We start from the raw sequence: 17392 nt of genomic DNA, 5'->3' as shown, positions 1-17392 counted from the left end.
TCGGCCTGCCGTCGACCCAGCCCCGTGAGGCATGCATGGTCTACGACGTCTCCGGCACCTCTGCCGACCGCGTGTAGGTCGCCGAGATCCGGCGGTACACCGGGGTCAGGAACGCCAGCAGCGCGGCCACAATCATGATGAGCCCGGCCGCCAAGAACACCAGGGCGATGCCGCGGGAGGTGCCCTCACCCAGCAGCGGCGCCAACTGGGCGGCACCTTCAGCCGACCGCGCATACGGGATGATCCACACCTGCGCGATCGGCGCGATCAGGAAAGCGGTGATCGGCGCTGCCGCCGACTCAAACGCCATGGCGAAACCGAACACCCGCCCCTGCCGGGGCAGCGGCACCACCTGCTGGATGATCGTCTGTTCGGCGGCCTCCACGAAAGGCACCAGGACCAGATACAGCCAGATCCCGGCGATGTACAGCCAGGCCCACTCCCGCAGCGTGAACACCGCGCCGAGGGCACCCATAATGATCACCGCGATGAGCATGGTGCGCAGCGGGTTGCGCCCCAGCCCGAACTTGCTGATCAGCCACCCGCCCACAATGAACCCGGTGGCACCGAGCGCGAAGTACGCTCCCCACAGCTCCACGGGAAACAGCTCCAGGCCGTAGGGATCCATCAGCGCCATGTAAACGCCGCCGATGAAGTTGTTGAACGTGGAGAAAACGATCAGCGCGAACAGGCCGGTGATGGCCAGCACGGCGGCGAGCGAGCCGCGCAGGTCGAATCCGCCGTGCGCGTCGGTGGCGGCCGCGCGCACCTCCTCGGGCATGCGCAGCGTGAGCAGGTGCGCGAAGGCCAGCACCGTGAGCACCAGCGCGACGGTGATCGTGCCGCCCATGCCCAGCAGCCCCACCGAGAGGCCTGAGAGCACCGAGGTGACGATGAACATCAGTCCCTGCACCATGCCCACCAGGCCGTTGGCATTGGCCCGCCGGTCCGGCTCGATCAAAATGGTGACCGTGGTGGAGAGGGCGATGTTGCGCATGTTCTCCACCACTGCGCCGGTCAGGATGATCAGGGAGAAGATCCAGAACCACGGCTGGGTTAGGTCCACCAGCGAGGGCTCGGGGGTCAGCAGGAACATGACCCCGGCCAGCAGGAACATCACCAGCGTGAATCCGGCGGCGAAGCGCATCACTGCCAGCTTGCGGTAACGGTCCACGAAGGTGCCGAAGCTGATGCTCGAAAGGGCTATCAACAGCATGTACGCCCCGCCGATCACCCCGGTGGCGATTACGTTGCGCGTCTGCAGGTATACCCAAAACGTCAGGGCGAACCACAAGTAACTGGTGGTGATGTTGGCCAACGCCGTATTCACCAGGATCCCCATGAACGTGCGGTACCGCTGCGCAGGGCTGCGCAAGCTAGTGTCGACTGCTTGCGGATCGGCCAGACTCGAGCCTTGGTCACCCGCTTCCGGTGCGTTCGCAACAGCCGCGTCCGCGTGCAGACCTGCTCCGCTTCCGTCAACCGGAGCAGCCTCGGACCCTTCCGGTTCCTGCTCGGCCATGCGTCCCAGTCTACTGAGAACCTAGCCGCGCGGACACCGCTACCGCCGTCGGAATGACCACGGGAACCGCGGTTCCCGTGCGCCTCTAGCTGTTTCCGGATTCGTCGTCTATCACATCCGAGGCCTCGTCCTCGTCAATGGCGTTGCTGATGAGGTCCATCCGATCTGCCGGTGTCAGTCCCTCATCCTGCTGGATGTCCTTGATGTCATCGCTGTCGATGCTTTCTTCAGGGGGCTGGGGGTTGTCTGTCACTGTTGGCTCCTTGCTGCCCGCATGATGTCTCGTAGCTTGGCTGGCGAAATTCCCGATGCCGGTTCGTGCGTCACCCCTTCTCCCCGGCACCGGCGGCGTCAACGGCGAGTTTTCCGTAGACAACAAGGTTGTCGTCGAACCTGCCGTTCTGCCCGTTATACCCATCGCAGGTGATGAGCCGGATCTCTGCCCGCTTGGTATTCCCATACACCTGCAGGGCAGGGAAGCTGTCTTTCGCATAGCGTTTGACGGCCGTCAGCCGGAAGACAGCGGTCGTCCCGTCCTCACGCTCTATCCTGACCTCGTTTCCGGGGACCAGTTCATGCAGCCTGGCGAAAACGCCCGGGCCGCCGCCCAGAGCGTTGACATGCCCAAGCAGGATTGACGGCCCCCTTTCCCCCGGTGTCGGCGAATTGACGTACCACCCTGCCGGGGAGCCCGCCTCACCCGGCGGCACCTCCAAGGTGTGATCCTCCCGCTGGGCCAGACCCATAATGTCGCTGCGAAGACCAATCCGGGGAATGCTCAAAGCTGAAGGTCTGGCCTTCTTCAAAACGGGTGAACTGTCGCCGGTAGCGGCCACGGGTGTTTTGGGTGTGGTTGTGCGATGGTCAGCCTGTTCCGGGCTGTGCGCCGGTTCGGGTCCTTGGCGCGGGCCCGGAGCCTGCTCGACGGCGGTGCTCGACGGCGCAGTGGGCGCGGGCGCCCCTATACCGGTGGGGGCAGCGCAGGCCGCATTCAGGGCCAGGACAAGGGCAAGCCCGGCGAAAAAGGGCACCCCTGTCCTGGACCTCCTCACGCCAATCAATCCTTGGAAGCAGAACGCCGGCGGACGGCGGCCGCCGCTGTGCCCGCGGCCAGCAGAACTCCCAGACCTGCGACGAGGGGTATTGCGTTTTCACCTGTTTGCGCAGGGGTTTCGACGATGCCCGTGTCAGGGGCTTGGCCAGGCATCGGCCCGGCTATCTGGGAAGCAACCAGAGTTCCACAAGCTGCTGGGAGTGTGGCGGCCAGCGGCAACCCCGGGGCTTCAAAACTCATTTCATTCTGGGCAGCGGCAGGGAGCTTGTTCGGGTCTACGCCGTGGACTTCCACCGTGGCGGTTCCGGCCTGGATCGCCTGTATTGTTGCCGCATCCAGGGTCAAGGTCCGTTCATAGGTGTAGGCGCCGCCGGCGGGGAAGCGGTCGGTTGCCACCATTGAAGCCGGGCTGGTGTCCCCCTGGACGGTCAGCGAGGTACTGACGGCACCGGCAAAAGGCTCGCCCTCGGGCGAACTGACAACGCCGTCGCCGCTGGTGTCTGCGGCCGGGCCTGGGCAAACCCCTTGGCCGCCGATGTGAATGTGCTGGCCATGCGGGAACGGCGCGTTCATCCAGATTTCCGCGGCGCCCGAGACGTTCATGCTGACCGTTGCCTGCTGCCCATGTATCTCAATCATGGCTTGTCCGGCGGTTCCGCTGTTGTTGGCAGGTGCAAGGTTGGCCTGCCACACGCCGTCCTGGGCTGCAGCCGGCCCGGCCGCGAGAGCCATCGCGCCTAACGCGACAGCAGGGGCAATGAGAAGAGTCTGCGGCTTCATGATGTTGGCCTCTCAGAAATGATAAGGTTACTTACGGTGTATACCGTGCGTGACACCCTATTGCACCGCCAGCAATCTTGAAAAGGCTTTTTGAGGAGGAATTGCCTACTCCCGGCCCGAAAAGGGAGGCCCCCTCCCGCGCCACGTTGCCTGCTCGCCCAAGTGGGCCGCAGCTGCATCGCGCTGTCCGCTGGTACTCGTCGACGAGCGGTTCCACGAGGCCGCGTTGGAGGCGGACCCGCCTCATCTGGTTCAAGAGCTGGACCTTCATGCAGGTTGAACCGCTGTGGTGCGCGAGGGAATACTCCTAGATGAGCTGAAGGAACCATTGGGTCCTTCGAATGCCGCGAGCGGAGGAGCCTGGATTGCCGAACATGCCCGACCAAGACGGAACAGCGCAAGAAGCACCTGGGCGGATCCTGCTCGCCGGTTGCGGTAAGGTCGGCACGCGCCTAGGCAAGCGCCTGGCACATGCCGGGGCGGAGGTATTCGCGCTCCGCCGCTCCACGGCAGCCCTTCCTGCCGCTTTTTCCGCCCTGCCTGTTGACCTCCGGGAACCGGTCCAGCGTGAATTGCCGAAAGTGGACGCAATGCTGGTCACTCTCACTCCCGATATTCAAGAGGCTCCGGATGGATCGGAGGGTTACTTCGCCGCACTCAGGAACCTCGCCACAGCACTGCCGGCCAAGCCGCAACGAGTTGTCTTCGTCTCCTCCACCCGGGTCTTCGAAGGCAGAACGGACGAGCGGCCGCTGACGGAAACGGATTCACCCGCCCCGGTGACTCCCCGGGCCAGGACGCTTCGTGACGGGGAACTTCTTGCATCGGAGCTCTTCGACGCGCATATCGTCAGACCCGTTGGGATTTACGGGCCTGGGCGGGAGATGCTGCTGAGGAAAGTCATCGAGGGCGCCCCGGTCCAGTACGCGAAGCGTACGAACCGCATCCATGAGACCGACCTGGTCCGCACCCTGCAAACAATGCTGTTGGCGGAGAATCCGCCATCCATCCTGCACGCCGTCGACCAGGCTCCCGCCAGTCTGGGCGAGGTCGTCACGTACATCGCGCACCGGTTGGGACTCCAACGACCCCCGCGGATTGAGCCCGAGGTGGCCAGCGGGACCGTCCTCAGCGGCGCGCTGCTCCTCTCGTTGCTTGGAACTTTGCAGTACCCAACGTTTGAAGCCGGGTACGACCACGTTATTGCCACCAGGGACAAGCGGACACCCCCCAAACCTGGCGGAGGGAACGCCGGCTCCTAACGCCACGCGCCTTTGTGGGCGGACTGGCCAACGAAGCGAGGGCCACGCCTGACCCGAAACCAAGAGCCGGCGCGGTCCCCTAGGGATCGCACCGGCTCTTGGTTATGGGGCTGAGGAGGTCAGCTGCAGGTGTAGGTGACGCCATCCACGAAGTGGGTGCCTGGTCCGAGGTCGCCACAGACCTCCATCATGTAGGCGACCCCCGCGATCGTGATGATGGTGAACAGGATCAGCAGCACAGTCCCCACCGCGCCAATGATGATGCCGGCCAGAGCGAAGCCATTCTTGGCGTTGGCCCGCTTGGATTGCACCATGCCGATGATGCTGACAATCAGACCGGCCACGGTCAGCGGACCAAGCAGCGACAGGACGAAGCCGACGATTCCCATGGTCTTGCCGGGCACCGGCTGTCCGGGGACGGGCTGCCCCGGGTAGCCGTACGGGGCGTTCTGCTGCGGATACGGCTGCTGGCCTGGACCCTGTTGCGGGTAGGCCGGGTAGCTGGCCTGCGGTGCCTGCGGCAGTCCGGACGTAGTGGGTTCGGGGTACTCCCCGGGGCCGTTAGGGGTGGACATAATTTCCTCTCATCGTGCGGTGCGGTGCGTGATTATACGGTTCATCCTTTCGCACGAAACCGGCGAAGCCCAAACCGTAGAGCGAAAGTCAGCTCCGGCCCACCAACGCGTCGACTTGTTCGAGCAAGGCTTCCATCTCGCCGTCGGCCATTTGTTTCTGCTGCGCATCCGGCGAAAAGAACGTCGCACTGTAGTACAGGCCGTCGCCGATCAGCTTCACCGCCTGCGCCACCGGCCGGCTGCCCAACGCCACCTCCAGGGTATCCAGCCAGAGCTCCTGGATCCGCGCGAAGGTCCGGGCGGCAGCTGGGTGGCCCTGCTGGACCAGCCGGGCCACGGCAACTATCGCCCGGTCCAAGGGCGAGTCAACGTAATTGGAGGTGCGCACGTAGTAGCGGGCCGCGCCTTCCGGTGCACTGCTGATCCGCTCCGCGTCCGCGGTTGTCAGCTCCGCGAGCCGGTCACATAGACCCTCAACCATCGCCTCCTTGGAGGGGAAGTGGTAGAGCAACCCGCCTTTGGACACTCCGGCGGCCGCCGCGACGGCATCCATGGTGGCGGCTCGCTCGCCCTCTTTGATCAGGATGTCCTCGAAGTTGTCGAGGATCCGGTCTTTCGCACTGGCCATCCCTCCATCCTAGGACGCAGCCCTCCGCCCCGGACCGAAGCCACTGCTTTGCTAGTAAACCGTCCAGACGGTACAGTAGCAGAATCACCCAAAACCTTTCTGAGAGATCCTTCATGCTTACCGTCACCCAGCGCGCCGGCCGCAAGGAATGGACCGCACTGGCTGTCTTGATGCTGCCGGTCCTGCTGGTCGCCGTCGACAACACCGTTTTGAGCTTTGCCGTGCCGGCCATTTCGCTGGCCTTCAGCACCAGCGGCACCACGCTCTTGTGGATCATCGACATCTACCCGCTGGTGCTCGCCGGCCTGCTGGTGGCGATGGGCAGTCTGGGCGACAGGTTCGGCCGACGCCGGATGCTGATCATCGGCGCCGCCGGCTTCGCTGCGCTCTCCGCTTTAGCTGCCTTCTCGCCCAGCACGGAACTGCTGGTTGCCGCGCGTGCCGGGCTGGGCATCTTCGGCGCGATGCTGATGCCGGCCACGCTATCCCTGATCCGGAATATCTTCGTCGAGCGGACCCAGCGGCGCTTGGCGGTGGCCATCTGGGCCGCCGGCTTCTCCGCAGGTGCGGCGCTTGGCCCGCTGCTGGGCGGCGTGCTGCTGGAGCACTTCTGGTGGGGTTCGGTGTTCCTGCTTGCGGTTCCCATGCTGCTCCCGATGCTGGTGCTGACGCCGCTGTTTGTGCCGGAGTCGCGGGACCCCGAGCCGGGCCCGGTGGACGTGCCCAGCATCCTGCTGTCGGTCACCGCACTGCTTCCGGTGGTTTACGCGATCAAGCAACTGGCCTCCGGTGGCGACACGGCCACCATCGCCGCGGCCGCCGCCGTCGGCATCCTGGCGGGCTGGCTGTTTGTCCGCCGCCAGCTGCACCGCCCGAATCCCATGCTGGACGTCCGACTGTTCCGCTACCGCCCGTTCACCGGCGCAGTGCTGGTCAACCTTCTGGCCGTTTTCTCCCTTGTGGGCTTCCTGTACTTCGTCTCCCAGCACCTCCAGCTGGTCCTCGGACTCGGTCCGCTGCAGGCCGGTTTGGTACTGCTGCCCGGCCTGTTGGTGACCATCGCCGCCGGACTGCTCGCGGTGCCGCTGGTGCGCCGGATTGCCCCGCACCTAGTGGTTTCCGTGGCCCTGCTACTGTCCGCAGCGGCGTACTGGCTGGCGGCCTCCACCCCGGACGCGTCGGCCTTGACCTTAATGGCCGCGTTCGGGCTGCTCGGCGCCGGCGTCGGCGCTTCCGAAACACTGTCGAACGACCTGATCCTCTCCAGCGTCCCGGCTGCCAAGGCCGGCGCGGCCTCCGCTGTGTCGGAGACTGCCTACGAGGTCGGTTCGGTCTTCGGCACCGCCGTGCTCGGCAGCATCCTGGTCGGCGCCTACCGGCAGAACATCGACCTGCCTTCCGGACTGAGCGCCGAACAGCAGCACGCCGCGGGCGAGACCCTGGGCGGCGCCATCACCGTCGCGGATCAACTGCCGGAACGCACCGCCGCCGCCTTGCTGGACTCCGCGGTGCACGCCTTCGACAGCGGGGTCACCGTCACCGCGGGACTGGCCGCCGCACTGATGCTGGCGTCCGCGTGGCTGGCCTTCCGGATGCTGCGAGCGCCGCAGCACCAGTAACGAGGGGCTGCTCGGCACCCTCGCCGGGCAGGCCATCGCGCGCCCCTGCCCGCCGGCGCACGCCAACCACCCGAAGGCCGCCCCGCCGTCGTTATGCGCACCCCTTCCGGCATCCCAAAGATGACATCCGCCACAAGCCCTTGCACGATACCCCTAGGGGGTATACTAGATGGTGTAGTCAAACGGAACGAGGAAGTCATGAGCCACGCAGCCCTGCCAATCGACACCGAGCTTGCCGGCACTCCTGTCGACGAGCACATCGGTCACGCCTACACCTCGGACAAGGACGCCTACCTGCGCCGGCTGAAGCGCGTTGAAGGCCAGGTCCGTGGCATCGCCCGCATGGTGGAAGAGGACAAGTACTGCATCGACATCCTCACGCAGGTGGCCGCAGTCAACAAGGCCCTGCATGCGGTGAGCGTTGGACTGCTCGAAGACCATATCGCGCACTGTGTGGTCGGCGCGGCCAAGGAATCCGAACTGAGTGGCGATCCCCAGATCGTTCAGGACAAGGTCAAGGAAGCCTCGGACGCCATCGGCCGGCTCCTGCGCTGACGCCGCCCTCCGCCCACCCCCATCCCGAGGAGACTTTTCATGAGCACCACCACCATCAGCATCGACGGCATGACCTGCGGCCACTGCGTGGACGCAGTCACTGAGGAACTCAAGGCCCTCGACGGCGTCCAGAACGTCAGTATCCGCCTGAACAAGGGCGGGATTTCCGTCGCCACCGTCAGCTCCACAGCGCAACTTGATCCGGCACAGATCGGCGAAGCAGTCGCCGAAGCCGGGTACACCGTCGTCGCCAACAACGCTTAGCGCGCACGACGGCGGTGCCTCCCGCCGTTGTCCGCCCGCCTTTTCGACCCACCCCTGATCTTCCGCAGCGGCCCGCGGGCCGCCCACCGAGAATCGAGATGACCACCGATGGCCTCCCATCCCACTACCCAGGACTCTGCCGTCGACCCGGCTCCAGCCAGGACCGTAGAACTGGCGATCGAAGGCATGACCTGTGCCTCGTGCGTGAAGCGCGTGGAGCGCAAACTCGGCAAGATCGAGGGAGTCGAGGCGAGCGTGAACCTGCCGCTGGAATCCGCGGTGGTCAACGTCCCGCACGGTGTCACCGACCAGCAACTGCTGGATACGGTCAACGCCACCGGCTACAAGGCGCGGGTGAAGCAGCAACCGCATGCCGGCGTTTCCACCGGCAAAGCGCACACCGGACCTGACGCGGCGGACCATGGCGGGCACGAACACGCCGCTCATGGCGAAGCCGGCGGGGACAGCGACACCGCCGACCACGGCGATCACGCCGACCATGAGGACCACATGGCGCACGGCGGTACCGCCGACCAGCTCCGGCCGCGCCTCTGGACGGCCGCCATCCTGACCATCCCGGTCTTCATCATTTCGATGATCCCGGGCGCGCAGTTCCCGCACTGGGGCTGGGTGGCGTTCGCGCTCAGCATCCCGGTGGTGTTCTGGGCAGCCTGGCCGTTCCACCGCGCCGCCGCGGTCAACGCCCGGCATTTCGCCTCCACCATGGACACACTGGTGTCCCTCGGCGTGCTGGCCGCGTTCTTCTTCTCCGCCTGGCAGCTGGTCATGGATCCGATGCTGACCGAACATGTGGGCGGCAGCATGTCCGAGCACGCACTGTACTTTGAGGTCGCCGTCGTCGTGGTCACCTTCCTGCTGCTGGGGCGGTATCTGGAAGCCAATGCCAAACGGAGGGCTGGCGACGCGCTGAAGTCGCTGCTGGACCTGGGCGCCAAGGAAGCCACCGTCCTGCGTAACGACGTCGAGGCCAAGGTCCCGGCCGCCGACCTGGTCCCGGGCGACATCATGGTGGTCCGGCCGGGCGAAAAGATCCCCACCGACGGCTATGTGGTGGACGGCCACTCCGCCGTCGACACGTCGCTGCTCACCGGTGAATCCGTGCCGGTTGAAGTGGACGTGGACGACGCCGTCACCGGCGCCACCATCAACACGTCCGGCCGCCTGCTGGTTCGCGCCACCCGGGTCGGCTCGGACACCACGCTGGCGCAAATGGGCCGGCTGGTCAGCCAGGCGCAGGCCGGCAAGGCTCCGATTGCCCGGCTGGCCGACCGGATCAGTTCTGTCTTTGTCCCGGTGGTGCTGGTCATCGCCGTCGTCACTTTCATCCTCTGGATGGTCCTCACCGGCGACCTCCAAGCGGCGTTTACCGCAGCCGTGACGGTGCTGGTCATTGCCTGCCCGTGCGCGTTGGGACTGGCCACCCCCACCGCCCTGCTCACCGGCACCGGCCGGGCTTCGCAGCTGGGCATCCTGATCAAGGGCCCGCAGATCCTTGAGGACACGCGGCACGTGGATACGATCGTGCTGGACAAGACGGGCACGGTAACCACCGGCCAGCAGGCCGTCGAGGGCGTGGTGGCCCTGGGGGAGCGCAGCGAAGACGACGTCCTGCTGCTGGCCGGCGCCGTCGAGGCGGGCTCCGAACACCCGATTGCGCTGGCCATCGTGGAGGCGGCCCGGGAAACAGCGGCGCGGCTGGCCACTCCGGCGGGTGCCTCGGCTGCGTCCCTCGGCCAAGAGCCTGCTGCCCTGCCGGCTCTGTCGGACTTCCACAGCACGGCCGGCGGCGGGGTCCGCGGCACCATCACGGAAGCAGACGGCCGCACCAGCACGGTGGTGGTCGGACGCAACAACTGGATGGACGAGAACGGCATTGCCCTCTCCAACGGCCACCGCCGCGTCCTGCTGGAGCAGCAGCAGGCCGGGTCCACCGCCGTGTGGGTCGCCGTCGATGGAGCGGTCGTCGGCATCGTCAACCTGCAGGACACCGTCAAGGAAAACTCCGCCACGGCGATTGCTCGGTTCAAGGAGCTGGGTCTGCACCCCATCCTGCTCACCGGTGACAACGCCGCCGTCGCCGCGGAAGTGGCGGCTGAAGTCGGCATCGCGCCCCAGGACGTCTTCGCCGATGTGCTGCCCGAAGAAAAGGTGGCCGCGATCAAGCGGCTGCAGGAGCAAGGCAAGACCGTGGCCATGGTGGGCGACGGCGTCAACGACGCCGCCGCGCTGGCCCAGGCCGACCTGGGCATCGCCATGGGCGCCGGGACCGATGTGGCCATCGAGGCCGCGGACCTAACCGTGATGGGCAGCGACCTCATCCAGGTGGTGCAGTCCATCGAGTTGAGCCGCCAGACGCTCTCCACCATCAAGTCCAACCTGTTCTGGGCCTTCGCCTACAACACGCTGGGCATTCCGGTGGCGGCCTTCGGCCTGCTCAACCCGATGATCGCCGGCGCCGCAATGGCCGCCAGTTCGGTGCTGGTGGTGGCCAATTCGCTGCGGCTGCGCCGCTTCGGCCGGTAAACGGCCGGGCGGCGGACCTAGACGGCTGTGCCGTAGCGCTCGGCGGCGCGGGCACGGGCCTTGGCTGCTTCTTCCTCGCGGTTCTTCGGCGGTGCCGCCGTCACCAGGTCGTCGAGCAGGTGCGCGGTGATGTGCGCGATGTCGTGCACCGCCTGGTTGAACGCTTCCTCGTTGGCCTTCGACGGCTTGTTGCTGCCGCTGACCTTGCGCACGTACTGCAGCGCCGCGGCCTCGATTTCGGCATTCGTCGCTGCGGGTTCGAAATTGTGGAGCTGACGGATATTCCGGCACATGTCGGGCCTCCGGGGTCGTAGCTGCTGGCTGGTTCCAGTCTGCTCCCCCGCCGCGGCATCGCACCAGCCCCTCCAGACGGCGGGCTCAGTGCTTGCCGAGGATCTCCACGAGGGTGAACGACAGGCCGAAACCTACAGAGATGGCGATGCCGGTGGCTGCCCCGGCGTCCCGGATCCCCTCCGGCACCATGCGGACCGTCACGTTCGTCAGGACGCCGCCGCCGGCAAAGGCGAGCACGAAGGCAACCGCTTCGGGCGGAACAACCCCGAGCAGCAGCGTAAACGCGGCCACGGATACGCCGCACAGCAACGTCATGGTTAGCCAGGCGGACATCACGTGGCGGGAGGTCAGACCGTAGGTGCGCAGCGGGCCGGTGTCGGCCATTGCCTCAGGAACGCCGCAGAGGAAGACCGCGGCCAGTACGGCGGCACTGAGCCCGTAACCGCTGACTAGGCCGCCGGCAATGACAATGGATTCGGCGACCACGGACAGCCCGATCACCAGGAAGCGGGGCTCGTGCAGAGGCGGCGAGGACAGCCGCACGCCCCGGCTCGCCCCGGTCACTACCCAGGACGTCGCCACCGCCCCGCCGAGCAGCCCCGCTCCGACGAACCCGCTCCCGCCAGCCAGCTTGCCGGCCTCGTCGATCAGCTTGTAGGCGACGGCCGACAACAGGGCGCCGGCACCGAATCCCGTCAGGACACCGAGCAGCACGCTGTTGACCCGCCACCGCAGGGCAAGCAATCCGCCCAGAAAGTAGGAGGAGCCAGCAAGCAGGCCCCAGCCCAATGCCTGCAGCATCGGCGTCCCTTTCGGCTCAGGCGCTAAAGCACCGCGCCTAGGCATCATCCCGGAACCGCCGTGGGGATGGCAAGAGTGGAACTACGACGGCGGGGCTCGCCACTGTGCCGAACCCGGCTTTCTCGATCGGGCTGGTCTGGCCCCTGTGGGAAGAGCACAGTAAGTAGTGCGTCCAGATTCGACCGGGGCGCCCCGAACCGAAGTGGGGGAGAACATCATGAAAGCAGCAGTCCTCGGAACCGGCAGGGTCGGCCGGACCATCGCCGCACGACTTGCCGAACTCGGCCACACCGTCGCCATCGGAACGCGCGATCCTGACGCCACGCTGTCCCGGACCGCGACCGATGCCATGGGTACCCCGCCTTTCTCCGCTTGGGCAGCCGACAACCCGGGCGTCCATGTCGCCCGTTTCGCCGACGCCGCGGCCGGTGCCGAGCTCATTGTCAACGCAACCAGCGGCGGTGCGTCCCTCGACGCCTTGACCGAGGCCGGGGCCGAAAACCTCGACGGCAAAGTCCTACTCGACATCGCCAATCCCTTGGACTTCAGCCACGGGACGCCTCCGACCCTCTTCGTCAAGGACACTGATTCCCTCGGTGAGCAGATCCAGCGGGCCTTCCCCACGGCGCGCGTGGTGAAGGCGCTCAACACCCTGACCGCCGACCTTCAGGCCTATCCGACCAAGCTCCCCGAGGCCGGCACGGTCTTCGTTTCCGGCAATGACGCCGGCGCCAAGACCACGGTCACCGGGCTCCTGAAGGACTTCGGTCACCAGGACGTCATCGACCTCGGCGACATCAGCACCGCCCGTGGTGTCGAGATGCTCCTGCCGGTCTGGATCCGCCTGATGAGCGTGCTCGGTACGCCCGCATTCAACTTCAAGATCATCCGCTGACCCTTGGTTCTGCCCTGCGCTGCCTGTTGAATTCTTGCCGGGGCTGGCCTTAGAGTCGCATGCATCATCTTCGCCCGTCTGGTGATCGGGTCAATTATGGATAGCACAGAGCAGCCCACACGGCACCCCGTCAGCACCGTCATCGATCTGGCCTGTACGGATGCGGACATGCTGCCGGACGTGGGGGGCAAGGCTGCCAACCTCGGTGTGCTCCTGGCGGCAGGGTTCCCCATCCCGGATGGCTTTTGCGTCCCGACCGCAGCGTACCGGCAGGCTGCGAGCGCGGCCGGACTGGATTCGTTGATCGAGAATCTGCAAGCGTCTTCCGGCAGGCTGGATGCAGCGGCCGAAGCGACAGCCTCCGACACAGGGGACCCAGACCTGGCGGGACTCGCGCAGCAGATACGCACCAGGCTCGAAGCTACTCCCCTCCCCGAGGGCATCACGGAAGCGATCCTTGCCGCGTACGCCCGTCTGGGTGCGGACGTCCCGGTGGCTGTGCGTTCCTCCTCCACGGCGGAGGACCTCCCGGAAGCCAGCTTCGCCGGCCAATTGGACTCCTACCTCAACGTCGTCGGCCCGGACGCACTCCTGGCCGCGGTCCGCCGATGCTGGGTCTCCCTCTGGACCGAGCGGGCCGTGGCCTACCGCGCAGATCACGGGATTGCCCAGCACTCGGTCGGCATCGCTGTGGTTGTTCAGAAAATGGTCGATGCCGCCGTGTCCGGGGTGATGTTTACGGCCAACCCGCTGACCGGCCGCCGCCAGGAGACCGTGGTCAATGCGGCGCCCGGACTCGGCGAGGTGCTGGTCAGCGGGGCGGTGAACCCGGACCAGTTCAGGGTCGATGCCGCCACCGGTGAGATCCTTGAGCGCAAGCTGGGGGACAAACGCATCGAAATCCGCTCCACACCCGGCGGCGGAACCCGGCGCCTGCAGCTGCAGGACGGCCAGCAGCAGGCATGCCTGACTGACGAACAGGTTCACGCACTGGCCAGGCTGGGCACCCGCGTGGAGGAGCACTACGGCGAGCCGCAGGATCTGGAGTGGGCCATCGACTCGGATGGCAAAAAGTGGGTGGTGCAGTCCCGCCCGATCACCACGCTGTACCCGCTGCCCGAGCCATACGGCCCCGACGACGGTGCCCGCGCCTATCTGTGCGCCAGCCTGCTGCAAGGGCTGACCCGTCCGCTGACACCCATGGGTATGGCGGCCGTCGATGTGATGGCGGGTAGCAGCCGGGAAGCGCGGGCCAGCGATGGCGAGGCAGCCTACCGGTTTGCCCACATCGGAATGCGCATTTATCTAGACGTCACCCCGCTCTTGCGCAGCAAGGGCGGCCGCAGCGGCATACTGCGCTTGATGAAAGCGGCTGATGCCCGGTCCGTGGACGTGTTGAGGCACCTGGCGGCCGATCCCCGGTTCTCACTCATCGAGGAGTCCCGTTTGGCGTCGCTGAAAACGACCTTCCGCACCTTCCCGCAACTGCGCCTGCTGCCCCAGGTCCTGCGAGCGATGGCCAATCCCGCCGCAGCGATGGAACGGGCCGGGGAATCGCGCAAGGAGTTCGAACGGATGCTGGTGTTGCAGGAGCCAGCCTCCAGTGCCCGACGGCTGGACTTCGCTGAGCGCGTCCTCGCCAAAGACGTCACCTCCGTCCTGATCCGCGAATTGCCGCCGCCCGCGGCCGGGTACATCTGGCTGGCCGTGGCCCGTTTGGCGCTGGGCCGGCTGGCGCAGCCCGGCGACCTGCAGACAGTACTGCGCGGCTTACCGCACAATGTGACCACGGAGATGGATCTGCGCCTCTGGCGCACCGCCAGTGTGATCCGCGAGGACCCCGAGTCAGTCCGCGCGCTCACGGAGGAAGACCCCCAGCTACTGGCCCGCCGCTACCTTGAGGGGGCGTTGCCCGCCGTCTGCCAGGGCGAGCTGCGCGCTTTCCTGGCCACCTATGGCCACCGTTCCGTGGCCGAGATTGACCTCGGCATCCCTCGATGGTCCGAGGACCCGTCCCACATCATCAACGTCCTGGCCAACTATTTGAAGCTGACGGACCCGGAGCTCGCGCCGGACCGACTATTCACGCGAGCCGCAAAAACGGCCGAAGCCAAAGCAGCCGAGCTGGCCGCACGGGTCCGCGGCAAGTCCGGACTGCGCGGAAGAATCGTGGCCCACAGCCTACGACGCGCACGCGCCACCGCCGGCATGCGCGAGTCCCCCAAGTTCCGACTCATCGCCGCCCTCGCCGCCCTCCGCCGGCAGCTTCGGCTGGTGGGCGAGGAACTCGCCGCTGCCGGCCGAATCTCTGCGCCCGACGACATCTTCTTCCTCGACTTCACTGAAGCCCGGGTGGGCCTGCGCGGCGCGGACCTCCGTGGACTGATCGCCGAACGCCGCCGAGACTATCATCGCGAAATGCGGCGCCGACACATCCCCCGGCTGCTGCTTTCCGACGGCACGGACGTCGAAGCAGCCATGGCTGCGCAAGCCCGCGCGGCATCGCCCGCGGACGGCCAGCTGCAACCGGGAACCTTGGTCGGGGCGCCGGCCTCCGCCGGGACGGTGACAGGCAAAGCCAGAGTCATCCTGGACCCGGTCAGTGCACAGCTGGAACCGGGTGAAATCCTCGTTGCCCCGTCGACCGACCCGGGATGGACACCCCTGTTCATGACCGCCGGGGCGCTGGTGATGGAGATGGGCGGTCCCATTTCGCACGGAGCCGTCGTTGCCCGCGAATATGGAATCCCCGCCGTTGTGGGAGTCCCCGATGCAACCGTACGAATCAGAACCGGTGACACCCTCTCCGTCGACGGCGCCGCGGGGACAATCGTCGTGGAAGCATAACCTGACGCGTCGGCGCGCTTGCTTCGTCGGCTGCTGCCGCTATGTCCCTCGGACAAGTGCAACCGGTCCCGGCCTACGCGACGGGCCGAGGCTGACGGCGTCTGCGCACCTTCGGGCCGCGCAGTTCGTCGGACCGGACCAGCACCACACCGCCGACGATCAGGGCGCCGCCGAGCAGCTGGATGACGGCGGGGAGCTCGCCCAGCAGCAGCCAGGCCCAGATGACGGCGAACAACACTTCGGTCAGCGAGACGAAGGATGCCACCTTGGAACCGAGGGCCCGCGCGGCCATAATGCCGGTGACATAGGACAGCACCGTGGACAGCAGCACCAGCCCGGCCAGCGGTACCCACCACTGGGTATTCCAGCCGGCCAGTTGCACGTCCGCCGTGCTGAAGGCCATCGGCAAGATCTGCACCGCACCTAGGACCACGATGGCGGCACCGCCCACCAGCAGGCCGCCGGCGGCCAGCACCAGCGGGGGAAGCGAATCGTTCTGCTTGGCGGTGATGAAGAAGTAGACCACCAGGCACACTGCCGCGCCGAGCCCCCACAGCACACCGGCCGGATCCAGCTTCACCGGCCCGAAGACGTCGAGGACCAGCATGAGCCCGGCCACGGCCAGGACGGTACCGGCGATGGTCGCCGGCCGGGGCATCCGGCGGCTGGTCATCCAGAGCCAGAGGACAATCAGCACCGGGGCCAGGAACTCCAGCAGCAGCGCGACGCCCACGGACAGGGTGGCCACGGCGTTGAAGTAGAACAACTGGCAGCCGGCCACCCCGATCAACCCGAAGAGCACAATGGTCTTCCAGTTCTGCCGCAACTGGTGCCACCGGCCGCGCAGCATGAACGCGGCGGGCAGGGACAACACCAGCGCCGCGGCCACCATGCGTACCGCCACGGCAGACCCGGGCGTCCAGCCGGATTCCAGAAGGGACTTGGCAAAGGATCCGGAGAGCCCGAACACCGCCGAGGAAGCCAACGCGATGCCGACGCCGGCCAAGGCTGATCCGGGGCGCGGCGGGGCTGTCTGGTTGCGCTGCTCAGCGACGGTAGAAGCCATGGTGGTCCTTAGAGATGTGGTTCGCTCCTGGCACAGAGTGAGCCTGTCAGGAGTCATTAGAGGTATACTCCTGACAATAATACCGCCAATGTTCAGGAGTCAAGATGGTGTTTGCTCATGACACAGAGCATTCGCTGGTGGACGCGGCACGGCTGGTCAACACGGCCGAAGTGCATCCGGACAGCCTGGCCACCGTAGCGGATCTGGACGCGCTAGTAGACGACTTCGGCCTCACCGGGTCACGCACGCATTCCGAGGAGGAACTTCAAGCGGTTCAAGCGCTGCGCGTCCTCCTCAAGGAGGTTTGGACCGCACCGGAGGACCGCGCCGTCGTCATGGTGAATAAGATTCTGGCCGACGCCGGTGCCATCCCGCAGCTGGTCAAACACGACCAGTGGGACTACCACCTGCACGCCACCAGCCCGTCCGCGCCGCTGGACGTGCGGATTGCGGTGGAGGTTGCCATGGCACTGGTGGACGTGATCCGCGAGAAGCAGCTGGACCGGCTGCGGACCTGCGCCGCGGAGGACTGCTCGGCGGTACTCGTGGACCTGTCGAAAAACCGGTCGAAGCGATTCTGCGATACCGGTAACTGCGCCAACCGCACGCACGTGGCTGCCTACCGGGCCCGGAAATCGGCCGCCGTCGGCTGACCGCTTGGCCTGCCGGCTGGCGTGCCCACCGAG

At 66.5% G+C, this 17392-nt stretch carries 17 protein-coding genes; 8 read left to right on the top strand and 9 right to left on the bottom strand.

Going from position 1 to position 17392, the window contains the following annotated elements; translation table 11 throughout:
- Window positions 1–40: 40 nt before the first annotated feature.
- The 4 genes from AC5RW2_RS17815 to AC5RW2_RS17800 form a co-directional block, all read right to left on the bottom strand.
- A complete protein-coding gene (locus AC5RW2_RS17815) occupies window positions 41–1342 on the bottom strand; it encodes an MFS transporter (RefSeq protein ID WP_493962809.1) in 1302 nt (433 codons plus the stop codon).
- A gap of 265 nt (window positions 1343–1607) precedes the next feature.
- Window positions 1608–1775 (bottom strand): hypothetical protein, encoded by a 168-nt coding sequence (locus tag AC5RW2_RS17810; protein WP_493962701.1) that lies wholly within the window; start codon window positions 1773–1775, stop codon window positions 1608–1610.
- 70 nt (window positions 1776–1845) lie between these two features.
- The gene (locus AC5RW2_RS17805) at window positions 1846–2358 is read right to left on the bottom strand and encodes a class F sortase (protein WP_493962702.1); all 513 of its coding nucleotides are present in this window, start codon (window positions 2356–2358) and stop codon (window positions 1846–1848) included.
- Window positions 2359–2579: 221 nt separating this feature from the next.
- Complete coding sequence (locus tag AC5RW2_RS17800) at window positions 2580–3356, bottom strand: hypothetical protein (RefSeq protein ID WP_493962703.1); 777 nt, start codon at window positions 3354–3356, stop codon at window positions 2580–2582.
- Window positions 3357–3946: 590 nt separating this feature from the next.
- On the opposite strand from AC5RW2_RS17800, the gene AC5RW2_RS17795 reads away from it, so the two are divergent.
- On the top strand, window positions 3947–4618 hold the full coding sequence (locus AC5RW2_RS17795; protein ID WP_494074333.1) for a sugar nucleotide-binding protein: 672 nt from the start codon (window positions 3947–3949) through the stop codon (window positions 4616–4618).
- Window positions 4619–4737: 119 nt separating this feature from the next.
- On the opposite strand, the gene AC5RW2_RS17790 is transcribed toward AC5RW2_RS17795, so the two are convergent.
- Together AC5RW2_RS17790 and AC5RW2_RS17785 are read right to left on the bottom strand one after the other, a co-directional pair.
- Window positions 4738–5193, bottom strand: coding sequence for a DUF4190 domain-containing protein (locus AC5RW2_RS17790; RefSeq protein WP_493962705.1), 456 nt, complete (start codon window positions 5191–5193; stop codon window positions 4738–4740).
- Window positions 5194–5281: 88 nt separating this feature from the next.
- Window positions 5282–5821 carry a TetR/AcrR family transcriptional regulator gene (locus tag AC5RW2_RS17785; RefSeq protein ID WP_493962706.1) on the bottom strand — a complete coding sequence of 180 codons (540 nt, stop codon included), beginning with the start codon at window positions 5819–5821 and terminating at the stop codon, window positions 5282–5284.
- Window positions 5822–5934: 113 nt separating this feature from the next.
- On the opposite strand from AC5RW2_RS17785, the gene AC5RW2_RS17780 reads away from it, so the two are divergent.
- The 4 genes from AC5RW2_RS17780 to AC5RW2_RS17765 all read left to right on the top strand — a co-directional run bounded on the left by AC5RW2_RS17780 (window position 5935) and on the right by AC5RW2_RS17765 (window position 10803).
- Window positions 5935–7440: an MFS transporter gene (locus tag AC5RW2_RS17780; protein WP_493962707.1), complete on the top strand. Its 1506-nt coding sequence runs from the start codon at window positions 5935–5937 to the stop codon at window positions 7438–7440.
- Between the two features lie 198 nt (window positions 7441–7638).
- Window positions 7639–7995 carry a metal-sensitive transcriptional regulator gene (locus AC5RW2_RS17775; protein ID WP_493951512.1) on the top strand — a complete coding sequence of 119 codons (357 nt, stop codon included), beginning with the start codon at window positions 7639–7641 and terminating at the stop codon, window positions 7993–7995.
- A 39-nt stretch (window positions 7996–8034) separates the two neighbouring features.
- The gene (locus tag AC5RW2_RS17770; RefSeq protein ID WP_493942603.1) at window positions 8035–8259 is read left to right on the top strand and encodes a heavy-metal-associated domain-containing protein; all 225 of its coding nucleotides are present in this window, start codon (window positions 8035–8037) and stop codon (window positions 8257–8259) included.
- Window positions 8260–8367: 108 nt separating this feature from the next.
- The gene (locus AC5RW2_RS17765; protein WP_493962708.1) at window positions 8368–10803 is read left to right on the top strand and encodes a heavy metal translocating P-type ATPase; all 2436 of its coding nucleotides are present in this window, start codon (window positions 8368–8370) and stop codon (window positions 10801–10803) included.
- Window positions 10804–10820: 17 nt separating this feature from the next.
- On the opposite strand, the gene AC5RW2_RS17760 is transcribed toward AC5RW2_RS17765, so the two are convergent.
- Complete coding sequence (locus tag AC5RW2_RS17760) at window positions 10821–11096, bottom strand: DUF2277 domain-containing protein (RefSeq protein WP_493951515.1); 276 nt, start codon at window positions 11094–11096, stop codon at window positions 10821–10823.
- Window positions 11097–11181: 85 nt separating this feature from the next.
- Window positions 11182–11898, bottom strand: coding sequence for a ZIP family metal transporter (locus AC5RW2_RS17755; RefSeq protein WP_493951516.1), 717 nt, complete (start codon window positions 11896–11898; stop codon window positions 11182–11184).
- Window positions 11899–12115: 217 nt separating this feature from the next.
- On the opposite strand from AC5RW2_RS17755, the gene AC5RW2_RS17750 reads away from it, so the two are divergent.
- Both AC5RW2_RS17750 and AC5RW2_RS17745 read left to right on the top strand, forming a co-directional pair.
- Complete coding sequence (locus tag AC5RW2_RS17750) at window positions 12116–12793, top strand: NADPH-dependent F420 reductase (protein ID WP_493962709.1); 678 nt, start codon at window positions 12116–12118, stop codon at window positions 12791–12793.
- 96 nt (window positions 12794–12889) lie between these two features.
- Window positions 12890–15640, top strand: a complete 2751-nt coding sequence (locus tag AC5RW2_RS17745) for a PEP/pyruvate-binding domain-containing protein (RefSeq protein ID WP_493962710.1) — start codon at window positions 12890–12892, stop codon at window positions 15638–15640.
- Window positions 15641–15713: 73 nt separating this feature from the next.
- Here AC5RW2_RS17745 and AC5RW2_RS17740 read toward each other — a convergent pair whose 3' ends face one another.
- Window positions 15714–16706 (bottom strand): EamA family transporter, encoded by a 993-nt coding sequence (locus AC5RW2_RS17740; RefSeq protein WP_493962711.1) that lies wholly within the window; start codon window positions 16704–16706, stop codon window positions 15714–15716.
- Window positions 16707–16810: 104 nt separating this feature from the next.
- Between AC5RW2_RS17740 and AC5RW2_RS17735 the strand changes: the two genes are divergently transcribed.
- Window positions 16811–17359 (top strand): CGNR zinc finger domain-containing protein, encoded by a 549-nt coding sequence (locus tag AC5RW2_RS17735; RefSeq protein WP_493962712.1) that lies wholly within the window; start codon window positions 16811–16813, stop codon window positions 17357–17359.
- The last annotated feature ends 33 nt before the right edge of the window (window positions 17360–17392 follow it).

The organism is Arthrobacter sp. B0316-1-20 (assembly GCF_059091865.1).
The sequence above is the reverse complement of the archived record's forward strand: the minus strand, read 5'-3'. Positions and strand labels throughout refer to the sequence as shown.

Excerpts from the sequence above, each read along its gene's own strand:
- AC5RW2_RS17765 (WP_493962708.1), top strand. The coding sequence starts at position 8,368 with ATGGCCTCCCATCCCACTACCCAGGACTCTGCCGTCGACCCGGCTCCA.
- AC5RW2_RS17745 (WP_493962710.1), top strand. The coding sequence starts at position 12,890 with ATGGATAGCACAGAGCAGCCCACACGGCACCCCGTCAGCACCGTCATC.
- AC5RW2_RS17740 (WP_493962711.1), bottom strand. The coding sequence starts at position 16,706 with ATGGCTTCTACCGTCGCTGAGCAGCGCAACCAGACAGCCCCGCCGCGC.
- AC5RW2_RS17775 (WP_493951512.1), top strand. The coding sequence starts at position 7,639 with ATGAGCCACGCAGCCCTGCCAATCGACACCGAGCTTGCCGGCACTCCT.
- AC5RW2_RS17770 (WP_493942603.1), top strand. The coding sequence starts at position 8,035 with ATGAGCACCACCACCATCAGCATCGACGGCATGACCTGCGGCCACTGC.
- AC5RW2_RS17735 (WP_493962712.1), top strand. The coding sequence starts at position 16,811 with ATGGTGTTTGCTCATGACACAGAGCATTCGCTGGTGGACGCGGCACGG.
- AC5RW2_RS17760 (WP_493951515.1), bottom strand. The coding sequence starts at position 11,096 with ATGTGCCGGAATATCCGTCAGCTCCACAATTTCGAACCCGCAGCGACG.
- AC5RW2_RS17780 (WP_493962707.1), top strand. The coding sequence starts at position 5,935 with ATGCTTACCGTCACCCAGCGCGCCGGCCGCAAGGAATGGACCGCACTG.
- AC5RW2_RS17795 (WP_494074333.1), top strand. The coding sequence starts at position 3,947 with ATGCTGGTCACTCTCACTCCCGATATTCAAGAGGCTCCGGATGGATCG.
- AC5RW2_RS17755 (WP_493951516.1), bottom strand. The coding sequence starts at position 11,898 with ATGCTGCAGGCATTGGGCTGGGGCCTGCTTGCTGGCTCCTCCTACTTT.
- AC5RW2_RS17800 (WP_493962703.1), bottom strand. The coding sequence starts at position 3,356 with ATGAAGCCGCAGACTCTTCTCATTGCCCCTGCTGTCGCGTTAGGCGCG.
- AC5RW2_RS17785 (WP_493962706.1), bottom strand. The coding sequence starts at position 5,821 with ATGGCCAGTGCGAAAGACCGGATCCTCGACAACTTCGAGGACATCCTG.
- AC5RW2_RS17815 (WP_493962809.1), bottom strand. The coding sequence starts at position 1,342 with ATGGGGATCCTGGTGAATACGGCGTTGGCCAACATCACCACCAGTTAC.
- AC5RW2_RS17790 (WP_493962705.1), bottom strand. The coding sequence starts at position 5,193 with ATGTCCACCCCTAACGGCCCCGGGGAGTACCCCGAACCCACTACGTCC.
- AC5RW2_RS17750 (WP_493962709.1), top strand. The coding sequence starts at position 12,116 with ATGAAAGCAGCAGTCCTCGGAACCGGCAGGGTCGGCCGGACCATCGCC.